12 protein-coding genes are annotated in these 13,105 nt (G+C 34.0%); 6 read left to right on the top strand and 6 right to left on the bottom strand.

The window, feature by feature from the left end; genetic code table 11:
* Nucleotides 1-22: 22 nt before the first annotated feature.
* The 6 genes from murB to recF all read right to left on the bottom strand — a co-directional run bounded on the left by murB (nt 23) and on the right by recF (nt 6,551).
* A complete protein-coding gene (murB, locus tag E0I61_RS12635; RefSeq protein WP_132071821.1) occupies nt 23-1,036 on the bottom strand; it encodes a UDP-N-acetylmuramate dehydrogenase in 1,014 nt (337 codons plus the stop codon).
* Nucleotides 1,037-1,084: 48 nt separating this feature from the next.
* Nucleotides 1,085-2,932, bottom strand: a complete 1,848-nt coding sequence (gene asnB, locus E0I61_RS12630) for an asparagine synthase (glutamine-hydrolyzing) (RefSeq protein ID WP_132071819.1) — start codon at nt 2,930-2,932, stop codon at nt 1,085-1,087.
* A 2-nt stretch (nt 2,933-2,934) separates the two neighbouring features.
* Nucleotides 2,935-4,002: a glycosyltransferase gene (locus tag E0I61_RS12625; RefSeq protein ID WP_132071817.1), complete on the bottom strand. Its 1,068-nt coding sequence runs from the start codon at nt 4,000-4,002 to the stop codon at nt 2,935-2,937.
* A gap of 15 nt (nt 4,003-4,017) precedes the next feature.
* Complete coding sequence (locus E0I61_RS12620) at nt 4,018-4,689, bottom strand: DUF2461 domain-containing protein (RefSeq protein ID WP_131993202.1); 672 nt, start codon at nt 4,687-4,689, stop codon at nt 4,018-4,020.
* A gap of 6 nt (nt 4,690-4,695) precedes the next feature.
* Nucleotides 4,696-5,394: a thioredoxin domain-containing protein gene (locus tag E0I61_RS12615; protein WP_132071815.1), complete on the bottom strand. Its 699-nt coding sequence runs from the start codon at nt 5,392-5,394 to the stop codon at nt 4,696-4,698.
* Nucleotides 5,395-5,471: 77 nt separating this feature from the next.
* Nucleotides 5,472-6,551: a DNA replication/repair protein RecF gene (gene recF, locus E0I61_RS12610; RefSeq protein ID WP_132071813.1), complete on the bottom strand. Its 1,080-nt coding sequence runs from the start codon at nt 6,549-6,551 to the stop codon at nt 5,472-5,474.
* Nucleotides 6,552-6,837: 286 nt separating this feature from the next.
* Here recF and E0I61_RS12605 point away from each other — a divergent pair, with 286 nt between their 5' ends.
* The 6 genes from E0I61_RS12605 to E0I61_RS12580 all read left to right on the top strand — a co-directional run bounded on the left by E0I61_RS12605 (nt 6,838) and on the right by E0I61_RS12580 (nt 13,090).
* Nucleotides 6,838-7,611, top strand: coding sequence for a tetratricopeptide repeat protein (locus tag E0I61_RS12605; RefSeq protein WP_131993194.1), 774 nt, complete (start codon nt 6,838-6,840; stop codon nt 7,609-7,611).
* A 106-nt stretch (nt 7,612-7,717) separates the two neighbouring features.
* Entirely contained in the window at nt 7,718-8,293 is a 576-nt protein-coding gene (ribH, locus tag E0I61_RS12600; protein ID WP_131993191.1) for a 6,7-dimethyl-8-ribityllumazine synthase, read from the top strand.
* A 189-nt stretch (nt 8,294-8,482) separates the two neighbouring features.
* Entirely contained in the window at nt 8,483-10,324 is a 1,842-nt protein-coding gene (mutL, locus tag E0I61_RS12595; protein ID WP_131993188.1) for a DNA mismatch repair endonuclease MutL, read from the top strand.
* Nucleotides 10,321-11,067 (top strand): rhomboid family intramembrane serine protease, encoded by a 747-nt coding sequence (locus E0I61_RS12590; RefSeq protein WP_132071811.1) that lies wholly within the window; start codon nt 10,321-10,323, stop codon nt 11,065-11,067. The genes mutL and E0I61_RS12590 overlap by 4 nt, the downstream gene beginning before the upstream one ends.
* A 61-nt stretch (nt 11,068-11,128) precedes the next feature.
* On the top strand, nt 11,129-11,998 hold the full coding sequence (locus tag E0I61_RS12585; RefSeq protein WP_132071809.1) for a rhomboid family intramembrane serine protease: 870 nt from the start codon (nt 11,129-11,131) through the stop codon (nt 11,996-11,998).
* A 45-nt stretch (nt 11,999-12,043) separates the two neighbouring features.
* Complete coding sequence (locus tag E0I61_RS12580; protein ID WP_132071807.1) at nt 12,044-13,090, top strand: endonuclease/exonuclease/phosphatase family protein; 1,047 nt, start codon at nt 12,044-12,046, stop codon at nt 13,088-13,090.
* Nucleotides 13,091-13,105 lie beyond the last annotated feature (15 nt).

The following is a 13,105-nucleotide window of genomic DNA, read 5'->3' as shown; positions in this document are numbered from 1 at the left end:
ATTTCCAAATAGTGTAACCTGATTATATCACATTTACTTCGGCTTCAATATGAATACCAAACGTTTTAAAAATTGTCTCCTGAATATCCTTTGAAACATTCAAAATTTCCTGACCGGTTGCGTTACCATAATTCACTAAAACCAAAGCTTGATTTTTATGAATTCCGGCATCACCAAAACGTTTTCCTTTAAAACCAGCCTGTTCAATTAACCAGCCTGCAGGAACTTTTACTTCGGTTTCAGAAATATTGAAATATTTCATTTCAGGAAATTGCTGATGAATTTTTTCGAAATCCGATTTCAGTAGAATTGGATTTTTAAAGAAACTACCACTGTTTCCCAGTTCTTTGGGATCGGGCAATTTGCTTTGTCGAATGGCAATAACGGCATTACTAACGTCCTTTAAAGTAGGATTAGTGATGTTATTTTTGGCTAATTCAGCCGAAATATCTCCGTATGAAGTGTTGATTTTATGATTCGTTTTTGTCAATTTAAAAACCACCGATGTAATAATGTATTGATTTTTCACTTCGTTTTTGAAAACGCTTTCTCGGTATCCAAAATGACATTCTTCCTTTGTAAAGGTTTTTACTTCCTGACTTTCTATCGTCATTGCTTCACAAGAAATAAAAGTGTCTTTGATTTCGGTTCCATAAGCACCAATATTTTGAACCGGCGTAGTTCCTACATTTCCCGGAATAAGGGACATGTTTTCTAAACCACCAAAATCTTGGTCGATGGTCCAAAGCACAAATTCATGCCAGTTTTCACCAGCCTGACTTTCGACCCAAACAAAATCATTATTTTCTTTAATAATTTTCTTGCCTTTCAAATCGATATGAATAACGAGGGCGTCAATATCTTTTGTCAAAAGCATATTACTTCCGCCACCCAAAATAAATTTTTTCTGTGCTTTATTCTCTTGTAAAATAGTTGACAAATCCTGTACAGAATGCACGGCAACGAACTGTTTTGCTTTAGCTTCAATGCCAAAAGTATTGTGTTTTTTTAAAGAGAAATTAGGTACTATTTCCATAAAAGAAAGTGCTTTTTGAATTGTTTTATTCCGCACCAAAAGTAAGGATTAAAATTTAGTTGCATACGTTTTCATCCAGATATGCATCATAAACAATGGCATAATATAAGGAGTCATTCTGGTGTCGCCTTTTTGTAAATTCTGAACGAGTTTTTGAATGTTTATATGTTGAAAATAAGACATTTGAAATAAATCACTTTTCGAAAATGATTCTAATTCATCTTTAAAAGCGGGACTCTTTGTGATGTAATCACCCCAAGGCGCACTCAGTCCTACTTTTCTGAATTTTAGAATTTCATCTGGTAAACGATTTTCCATAGCCTTTTTTAGAATGAATTTCCATTTTTTACCTGCAAATAACCATTTGTCTTCCAATGATCCTAATCCAACAATTAATCTTGGATCTAAAAATGGTTCCCTGCATTCAATGGATGCGCCCATTGTGCAACGGTCGTTTCTGTCAAGAAGCGAGCATAAATAGGTATGTTGATCAAAATAAAGTGCTTGTCTGCGTAAATTATTCGGATACAATGACTTTGCTTCTTTATAGATTTGTTTCCTGTATTCGTTTTTTGGGGGCGTATTAATTCCAAAAATTTCCGCAATATCATTGGGATAAATATTGGAGCCGTTGAAAATAACCAAATTAGATTTTTTATTGATTTGGGCATAACGCGTTAACTTTTCATATCGCGGTTGTTTTGTAAAAACATCCAGATTTCCAATGGTGGCAATAGAATTCAATAAAGACGGATATTGTAAGGCTTTGTATCGTACATAACCACCCATTAATTCATCTGCCCCTTCACCGGAAAGGAACACTTTTACGGATGGTTTTGCCATTTGTGAAACAGCTAAAAGGTGAGGCTCACTTAAATGCATGATCGGTTCGTCCTGAAAGTATGTAGAACTGATTAATTTATCATAAAGGTTTTTGTGCTCTAATTGCATGGTTTGAAAACCATAATCGAACTTCTCTGCCATCATTTTAGCCAAATGTGCTTCGTTATGTTCTTTCTCTTTGAAACCAATATTAAAGGTTTGTATGTCTTTGTAAGTTTGGTGGTGTAATGAAGCCAAAATCGAGGAAGAATCCAGTCCGCCGCTCAATAGAACACCCACTGGAACGTCACTTACCATCCTCAGTTTTACAGAGTCATCAAAAGTTTCCCGAAACCATTCTACAGGGTTTTTGATTTTTGGCTGGTTTTGAATTTCCTTTTTTAAGTCCCACCACTTTTCAATGGTTACTTTTCCACTTTCATGAATGGTCATGATATGTCCGGGTAATACTTTTTTTATGTTTTGATATAAGGTGTTTTCACCGGCAACAAATCGGTTAAAAATGTATTCTTCCAGTCCGTCTTGTGCAATTTTGAGAGGGACTCCAGCCGTGAAAAGCGCTTTTTGCTCGGATGCGAAATAAAAAGTTTCATTGTAAAAAGAATAATATAAAGGCTTAACGCCCATTCTATCCCGAACAACGGTTAGCTTTTTTTCTAATTTATCCCAAATAGCAAATGCAAACATTCCGTTGAGGCGATTGAGCATTTTTAAGCCATGCAATTGGAATAGTTTCATCAAAACCTCGGTATCTGAAGTAGTTCTGATGTCAAATCCATTGTTTTTTAACTCTGGATAAAATTCTTTGAAATTGTAGATTTCACCATTATAAACCAGCACATATCTTCCGTCTTCAGACAGGAAAGGTTGGTGTCCGGACATGGAAACATCCAGAATTGAAAGTCTTCTGTGTCCAAAACCAATATTGTTTTCTATGAACAATCCTTTATCATCAGGACCGCGATGCTCGAGCGAATCGCGCATCTTAGTAAGAACGCGTTCGTCAACTTTTTTTTGTAATTGTAAATGCAAGATTCCATTAATTCCACACATAGTTAATTGGGGCTATTTGTGTTGATTAATTCGTGGTATTTATTGGCAATGATTTTCATATTTATGTTGTAATCTGCATTTTTTTCTACAAATATTCTATTTTTTAAAACGGCTTCGTTTCGAAGTTTATTGTTTTCAAATGCCCAGATTAATTCGTCTGCAAGCATTTCAAAATCATCAGCAGTAATCAATTGTCCGTTTTTGCGGTGTTTAATCCAACTTTTATTTCCTGCAATATCGGTTACAATTGGATAACAATTAGTAGCCATTGCTTCAAATAATGAGGCCGAAACACCTTCGGTTATTGGCATACTAATGTAAATGTTAGATTCTTGCAATAGTTTTGGTAATGCTGTATTTGGAATTCTTCCGGTAAAGTTGACTTTGTTTTCAATGCCTAATTCTTTTGCTAAATCTTTCAGTTTAGAAAGTTGAATTCCGTCTCCTATAATGGTAAGTACGAAATCTAGTCCTTTTTGGTTTAAAACGGAAAATGCTTTTAAAATAACATTATGACGGTATTCCGGTAATAAAGAACGAGTGACTATGGCGCAAATTTTTTCAGGATTGGCGTTGTTTTTATTTTCAAATTTTGCCAAATCAATTCCTTTTGGTAAAACCAAAACTTTATTCATATCAACATTAGCTTCCATCATAGAAAGAGTCATCACTGGTCCCCAAGAATGAATTAAATCTGCTTTTTTGAAAGCATAACTCTGAATGATTTTTTTTAATGGTAATGAAATCGATTTTTCTGGCCATAAATCAGTTCTACCCTGTTGTGCAATTGCAATAGGTTTTGCACCGGATAATGCAGCAAGAAAACCGTAACTTGTTGTTCTCTCTGCAATTACCATGTCTGGTTGTTGGGCTTTTATTATTTTTCGGATTTTAAAAATGGCCAATTCAAATTCGAAAATCCTTAGAATTCGGTTATAAATACCAGTACTGGGTGTTTTTAATTCCCAAGTAATAATTTCAAAATCACCAAATTCCTTTAGGCCGTTCATCCAAGTGATGGCGTCGGCTCTGTAAGACTCCCCTAGAAATAGAATTTTCTTTTTTTTCATCAACGTAAATTATAATTACTCAGAAGTTAAAGCGCGATTTATAAAATCGTTCAATGGTTTTAGTGCAATCAGTTTTTTACTCATTGTAGCAACAAAATCTTTTTTTGTCACTTCTGAAATATCAATTCTTTGAGAAGATTCAAAGCTTTTCAGTTTGAGAAATTCAATAGCCGGATGTTCTTTTTCGTACCCTCTTGGTGGGTTTTTCAACATGCTTTTTTCATTACGATCAAAATCTTTAAATTCCCTTTTGAAATCTTTTTCGTTAAGAATGGCTTCTAAATCATCATGGAAGTAGGCAATTTCTTTGCGCATTTTTTTCAAATCTTCCGCTTCGGGGCAATACAATCCTCCGGCAATAAAACTGGCTCCTTTTTCTAAATGAATGTAATAACCGGAACGATTCAAACCTTTTGCTCCAGACGAAAGCCAAACACCTAAATGCGATTTATAAGGAGTCTTGTCTTTAGAAAACCGAATGTCACGATTGATTCTAAAGGTGCAATTTTTGACTTCCAGCATTTCCAGCGATGGATCAAGCGGTTTCATGGCGTCAAGTAAATCGGCAACTAATTGTTGGTAGTTTTTCTTGAAAGCTTCGTAGCGTTTTTTATTTTCCAAAAACCAATCTCGATTGTTGTTGGCTTTTAAATCATCCAGAAATTGCAGTGTGTCTTTTGAAAGCATCTTGAATTATTGTATTTGTTTTCTTAATTCCTCTTCACTTATAAAACCAGAATGTTTCCATTTTACTACTGCATTGTCATACAATAATACCGTAGGAAGTTCACTTATTTTCATTTCGGCCATTAAGGTTTTATTTTTATCGGCATCCAATCGGATGATAACCACTTTGTCCGCCAATTCTTTTTCCATTTGCAAAAGATACGGTTTCATTTTTTTGCATGGAGCGCACCATTCTGCATAAAAATCAATCAATACTTTTTTATCCGAATTTAATAATTTATTGTATTGCTGAATTGACAAGCCAATTATTTTATTGCTTGGTTTAGATAATCCGGTGGCATCCCATTTTAGAATTCCTCCTTCTAATTGATAAATAGTTTTAAAACCTAATTCGTTTAGTTTTTCAGCAGCTTTTTGGCTTCTTCCACCACTTTTACAATACACAAAAACGGGTTTTGATTTGTCAAGCTTTTCGGCATTTATAACAAAGTCATTACTAAGCCAATTTATATTTTTAGCATTGTCAATACGTTCTGATGCAAACTCTTCAGGAGTTCTTACGTCGAGAATTTGTGGATTTGGAGTTGCTGCAATTTTTTCTGCAAAGATTTTGGCTTCAATAGTCTTTACATTTTTTGAAGTTTGACCGGTGCAGGATAATACTACGAAGCCTATGATAGCCAAGAATATGGAATGAAATTTCATGTAATCGAGTTTAAAATTGAATATGCTAAAATAGGTAATTTTTCAATTTTCAAACGGTATAAATTACTAAATAAAAGTTATAAGTTGAAAATTTTATACGTCTGATGTGTCGATTTTACAATGGCTTCGGTACGTTCCGGATGTGTATCTGATATAAAAAGCTGCCCAAAAGTATCGCTGTTGACCATTTCTATGATTTTGGCTACGCGACTTTCGTCTAATTTATCAAAGATGTCATCAAAAAGTAAAATTGGTTTTACACCGCTTTGCTTTTTTAGGAACTCAAATTGAGCTAGTTTCAAGGCGATTAGAAACGATTTTTGTTGGCCTTGTGAGCCAAATTTTTTAATTGGATGTTGGTCTATTTCAAACGCTAAATCGTCTTTGTGAATTCCTACACTTGTATAGTGTAAAGCTCTGTCTTTATTGATGTTTTCCTGTAATAAAGTCAATAAGTCTTTTTCGAATAAATGACTTTCATACACCAGTTGAACCGTTTCTTGAGAACCGGTTATGGCTTGGTGATGTGTGTTGAAAATAGGAATAAACTGGTCGATAAATTCTTTTCTTTTTTCGAAAATATAATCTCCAAAACTAGTAAGTTGCTCATTATATATAGAGAGCGTATCGGTGTCAAAAACATGATTTAATGCAAAATATTTCAATAAAGCATTGCGCTGACTCATTACTTTTTGATATTGAATGAGTTGCTGTAAATAATAGGAATCCAGTTGCGAAATCACGCTGTCCATGAATTTTCTTCTGGTTTCGCTGCCTTCTACAATCAAATCCCTGTCGGCAGGAGAAATGATAACCAAAGGAATAAAGCCAATATGATCTGAGAATTTATCGTATGCTTTTCCGTTGCGTTTCAATATCTTTTTTTGTCCTTTTTTTAAACTACAAAGAATTTGTTCATTTCTTTCGTTTTTTTCAAATTCAGCATCAATCACAAAGAATTCTTCTCCATGTTTAATATTCTGAACGGCTAATGGATTGAAATAGCTTTTTCCATACGATAAATGATAGATTGCATCAAGCACATTTGTCTTTCCAATACCATTCTTACCTACAAAACAATTTATTTTGTTGTCAAAATCGAAATTTGCTTCCGAAAAATTCTTATAATTGAATAATGAAATCTTTTTTAAATACATTTTTGTGTGAGGTACAAAGTTACGAAGTGGCAAAGGTACTAAGTTTTTAAGTTAGCAAAGTGGCAAAGTTTTAGTTCAAGGCTTTCAATCTTTTTAAGGCTTTCAGTCTTTGAGAAACTTCCGAGTTTTAATGTTTGCGGCTAGATTTCCCTTGGAGCTAAGGGGTTAATTCTTTGCGACTTTGAGCCTTTGTAGCTTTTCTTCTTAATTTTGAAATATAAAAGCATATTTTTTATGTCGGTTTGAATAAAAATTTTATTTTTGCGACTCACTAAATTAAAAATAAATGGCTACTTACAGTAAAAGAGGATATAAAGCACCAAAAGAAAAAGAAGTAAATGACGCGGTTGAAGCAGTGCAAATTGATGAAAAAGACAGCACTACAGCTGGTGTTTTTTCAACATTAGACGAAACAGCTTCGAAAACTGAGGATTGGGTAGCTAAAAACCAAAAAGTTATTATTGGTTTAGTTGCCGCTGCTGCTATTTTTACAATTGGTTATTTAGGATACCAAAGATTCGTTGCTGCGCCACAACAAAATGAAGCGGCTAACGAAATGTTTGTAGCACAACAAAATTTCCAAAAAGCAACTGATGGAGTAGCAAGTGACTCATTATATAAATTATCTTTGAATGGTTCAGAAGGTAAATTTGGATTCTTAAAAATTGCTGATGAATATTCTGGAACTGATGCAGGAAATTTAGCTAATTATTATGCTGGAATTGCTTATTTAAACACAGGAAAATATACTGAAGCGATTGATTATTTAAGTAAATTTAAATCGGATGATATTGTTCTGGGAGCTTTAGCAAAAGGAGCAATTGGAGATGCTTATTCTCAAAAAAATCAACCGAAAGAAGCTTTAGAAAATTACGTAAAAGCGGCTGAGTCAAATAAAAATGATTTCACTACGCCACGCTTCTTGTTGAAAGCTGGAAAAACAGCTTTAACATTAGGAAATAAAGCAGACGCTTTGAAATATTTTACAGACATTAAAGACAATTTTGAAGGAGCTCCAGAGGCTGCTTCAGTTGACGTTTTGATAGGATTAGCACAATAGTAAAAAATGATATAAGATTGGTGATTTAAGATTAGAGAATTTTGATTTCAAAATGCTATCTTTAATATCTGAAATCAAAATTCTAAAATCAAAATTCTAAAATCAAATGGCTACCGTAAATAAAAACTTATCCGAGTACGATAAAAATGCAGTCCCAAACGCGAAAGATTTTCGCTTTGGGATTGTTGTTTCAGAATGGAATGATTCTATAACTGAAGGACTTTATAGAGGCGCTATTGAAGCCCTTTTGGAAAACCAAGTTCCAGCCCAGCATATTATTCGCTGGAATGTTCCTGGTAGTTTCGAGCTTATTTATGGATCAAAGAAAATGTTGCAAACACAGAATGTTGATGCTGTTATTGCTATTGGATGTGTAATTCAAGGGCAAACCAAGCATTTTGATTTTGTATGTGAAGGAGTAACGCAAGGCATTAAAGACCTGAATGTTCAAACGGATATTCCTGTTATTTTTTGTGTTTTGACTGATAATACCATGCAACAATCCATTGATAGAAGTGGAGGAATTCACGGTAATAAAGGTACAGAAGCGGCTATTGCAGCTATCAAAATGGCCTATATCCGTCAACAGGCTTCGTTGTCACATCAAATAGATAATCAACATTTATTGTCTTCCGGAGCTATTCAACTGGAAGAAGGAACGCCTTTAGAGTTGAAGGAATAAATAATAAAAAGCACTAATTATTAAACCTATACTGTCTCATAAATAGTATAGGTTTTTTTGTTTTTTTTATGATTAAATAAGCTGCCATTCCCAATAGAATTTCATTAAATTTGTGCATCCTGGTTTTATAATAAACTATTGTCACCCTGAGCGCAGTCGAAGGGTTAAACTTTAAACCTAAATTTTTTAATGTCGAGTATAATTCAATTACTTCCTGATCATGTTGCCAATCAAATTGCTGCTGGAGAAGTCGTTCAAAGACCAGCTTCAGTTGTCAAAGAATTGCTTGAAAACGCTGTTGATGCCAGAGCAACGGACATTAAACTAATTATTAAAGATGCGGGAAAAGCTTTGGTGCAAGTTATCGATAATGGTTTAGGAATGAGTGTTACCGATGCGCGTTTGTGTTTTGAACGTCACGCCACTTCCAAAATTCGTCAAGCAGAAGATTTATTTTCGTTACATACTAAAGGGTTTCGTGGGGAAGCATTAGCTTCTATTGCGGCTATAGCCCATGTAGAAATGAAAACCAAACAAGATCAAGAAGAACTTGGCACGCACATCATTATTGAAGGCAGTAAATTTGTTTCGCAAGATGTTGCAGTTTTGCCAAAAGGCACTTCATTTGCAGTCAAAAATTTATTTTTTAATATTCCAGCGCGACGTAATTTCTTAAAATCGGATACGGTGGAATACCGTCATATTATTGATGAGTTTCAACGTGTGGCTTTGGCTCATCCAAAAATACATTTTACGTTTTATCACAACGGTAGTGAAATGTTCAATTTACCGCCATCTACTTTGCGACAGCGAATTGTCAATATTTTTTCGGGGAAAACCAATGAAAAATTAGTGCCGGTTCAGGAAGAAACTGAAATAGTGGCCATTCAAGGATTTGTGAGCAAACCAGAATTTGCCAAAAAAAATCGTGGGGAACAGTTTTTCTTTGTCAATGATCGTTTTATAAAAAGCGGTTATTTGCACCATGCGGTTATGGCTGCCTATGACGGAATCCTAAAAGACGGTGCACAGCCTAGTTATTTTTTATATTTATCGGTGCCACCAAACACAATTGATATCAATATTCATCCTACTAAAACGGAGATTAAGTTTGACGATGAACATGCGTTATATGCTATTTTAAGAGCTTCCATAAAACATAGTTTGGGTCAGTTTAATGTAGCGCCAGTTTTGGATTTTGACAGGGATTCTAATTTAGATACGCCGTATCATTACAAAGATTTAGAAGGTGCAACGCCGACGATTCAGGTGGATGGCAACTTCAATCCGTTTTCTGATGATAAGCCCAATAAGCATTTTTCTAATTATAAGAAACCGGAACCAACGGCTAATTGGGAAAGTTTGTACGTAGGTTTAAAACAAGATACGGATGAAATAGGACACATGACTTTCGAAAATGAAGAAGTGACTTCTTCCTTATTTAATGATGAAGAAGTAGAGCATTCTGTTCATAAAACCTATCAAATTCATAAAAAATACATTGTTTCATCGATCAAATCAGGAATGGTAATTGTCGATCAGCAACGGGCACATCAACGTGTTTTGTATGAGCAGTTTTTAGTAAATATGACAGTGAATCAGGCATCAAGCCAGCAGTTATTATTTCCTTTGAACTTGTTTTTTTCGTCGAGCGAAATGAATCTTATCGCTGAGTTGCAACTTTCGTTGATGAATACGGGATTTGTTTTTGAAGAAAATAATAGTGACCATATAGTCATTTCAGGAATTCCGGTAAATGTAACAGAGAGTGAAGTTTCACTGGTTTTGGAACAATTATTAAGTGATTTGCAGGACGGAATTCCAGAAAGTAGTTTCAGTCAGAACGATACGATTGCCAAATCCATGGCCAAAAGTTTAGCGGTGAAAACTGGAACGCACCTTACAGAAAAAGAGCAGGAAAATTTGGTAAACGGACTTTTTGCCTGTAAAGACCCAAATGTTTCCCCATTTCATAAACCCACTTTCATCACGATGCGTGTGGAAGATTTAGATAAAAAATTTGCATTATGAGAAACGTAACTGAGACAGTAAAACAATTAATAATTATTAATGTATTGTTTTTTGTAGGGACTCTGGTAATAGGTGATGCTGCCTATAAAATATTGGCTTTGTATTTTCCAGAAAACCCAAGTTTTCAATTGTGGCAACCGTTGACGCACATGTTTATGCATGGAGGTTTTATGCATATTTTTTTCAATATGTTTGCGTTGTATTCTTTTGGATCTGCTTTAGAGCAAATGTGGGGAAGTAAGAAATTCCTATTTTTCTATATTTCCTGTGGATTAGGTGCTGCGTTGTTGCATACCGGAGTCAATTATTACTATTTTCAAGAGAGTTTGAATACGTTAATCGCTAACGGATTTCCCAAACAAGAAATTTTACAACTTTTAAATGAGGGTAAAATCGATACAAGATGGCAACAATTTATATCCGTTTCTGATTTTCAAAATTTTACAAGTGCTTATATTGGTACTGCAGTGGGTGCATCCGGAGCTATTTATGGAACGATAGTGGCATTTGCTTTTATGTTTCCTAATGCTGAATTGGCTTTGATGTTTATTCCTGTGCCAATAAAAGCAAAATATTTTGTTCCAGGTTTAGTATTAGTCGATTTGTATTTAGGTATTTCTGGAAAATCTATTTTTGGAGGTGGAGGAATTGCCCATTTTGCACACGTTGGTGGCGCTTTATTTGGTTTTATTATTATGTGGTATTGGAAAAAAAATCAGTTCAATAAAAACCGTTGGAATTAAAATTGTAACACCTTTTAAAGTAGTAAGACCTAAATATCAGATCTTAAATCCCAATTAAATTATGAATATTATTGACGACCTGAAATTACAATACAAAATGGGAGGAATAGTGACTAAGCTAATCTTTTGGAATGCAGCTTTGTTTGTTCTTCCGTGGTTGTTTTTTGCTCTTTTATCTTTGTTGGGTGTCAATATTGATTATATTCATTATGTGAGTTTATCTTCTAATCCGGCACATTTGCTTTGGAAACCTTGGTCGTTGCTTTCGTATGCTTTTTTTCACAGTGGAATCATGCATATTATTTTTAACATGATTGTTTTGAACTTTTCGGGCAACTTATTTATGACGTATTTTACGTCTAAACAATTGCTGGGATTGTATGTGTTAGGTTCCGTTTTTGCTGGAATTAGTTATATTCTTGTATTCTATGTTTTAAATATTAGCGCTCCAATTGTAGGTGCCTCTGCCGCTATTATGGCTATTTTAGTCGCAACTACTACGTATTATCCTTTGATGGATCTTCGATTATTGATTATTGGAAATGTCAAGTTATGGCATATAACCGCCGTAATTATTATTATTGATTTGATGCAACTGCGCTCAGAAAATATGGGTGGACATATTTCTCATCTTTCCGGAGCATTTTTTGGTTTTATTTTTATTAAATTGCTCCAAAATGGAACGGATTTAAGTACTGTTGTTTCTCGTTTTTTAGATTTTTTTGCAAATTTATTCAAAAAAAATACGGCGACACCATTCAAGAAAGTGCATAAAAACTACAGTAAGCCTCTGGAAAAAAGTGTTTCAAAAATAGTAGCGAAAGATAAATCGCAGCAACAGATAGATGAAATTTTAGATAAAATTAGTCAGTCAGGTTATGATAGTTTGACAAAAGAAGAGAAAGAATTCTTGTTCAAAGTAGGGAAATAAGTAGCAATGAGATTTTAGCTATTGTCTTAATAAAAAATGTAGAAAATGAAAAATCTTTCATGGTTTAATAAAGGAATGTTTTTTTTGAATATAGTCCTTACTATTGTGACTTTTATTGCCTATGTTTTGCCCTTTTTGGCGCCAAAATCATTTCCTCTTTTGTCTGTTTTGACACTTTTTATGCCACTCTTTTTTATCTTGAATGGCTTGTTTTTTGTGTATTGGGCATTGCAATTCAAAAAACAAGTGATAGTTTCAGGTTTGGTTTTGTTGATAGGAATTACTTTTATAAATAAATTTTATAAATTTTCTTCTCCTGAATTTTCTAAAGAAGAAAAGGATTTTACCGTAATGAGTTATAATGTTCGTCTGTTTAATGTTTTTAAATGGATTGACAGAGACGATGTTCCTTCTGATATTCTCACCTTTATAAATGATAAAAACCCTGATATATTGTGTGTTCAGGAATACTCTTCATCTGCTGACATTGATTTGAAAGTGTATCCGCACCGATATATTTTTACTGATGGAAACCAAATTAAAACGGGGCAGGCTATTTTTTCTAAATTCCCGATTATTGACCAAGGAAATATTATTTTTCCAAATTCCAGTAATAACGTTGTTTTTGCGGATATAAAAAAAGGGAAAGATATTATCAGAGTGTATAATATGCACATACAGTCCATTAAAATTTCTCCTGATGTTAATGAAATTGATGAAAATATCGACGCTATTAATCAGCAAAAATCACAAATGCTATTTATTAGGATAAGTAAAGCGTTCAAGCAACAGCAACAGCAAGCGGAGATTTTCAAGGAGCATAAAATGAAATGTACGTATCCAATTATCATTTGCGGAGACATGAACAATAGTGCGTTTTCGTATGTGTACCGAAGTATCAAAGGAAAGTTGAAAGACAGCTTTGAAGAAGCAGGAAAAGGTTTTGGAGAGACGTATAAATTCAGGTATTATCCCGCCAGAATTGATTATATTTTTGCTGACGAAAAAATGAAAGTAAAGAAGTTTGAAAATTTCCCGAAATTTATAAACTCAGATCATTTTCCTATTATGGCAAGATTGTCTTTTGAATAAAAATCTAATTAAGAA

The sequence above is a fragment of the Flavobacterium ranwuense genome, from assembly GCF_004349315.1.
GTDB lineage: Bacteria > Bacteroidota > Bacteroidia > Flavobacteriales > Flavobacteriaceae > Flavobacterium > Flavobacterium ranwuense.
Note: the sequence above shows the minus strand (reverse complement) of the source record. Positions and strands in the feature narration are given on the sequence as shown.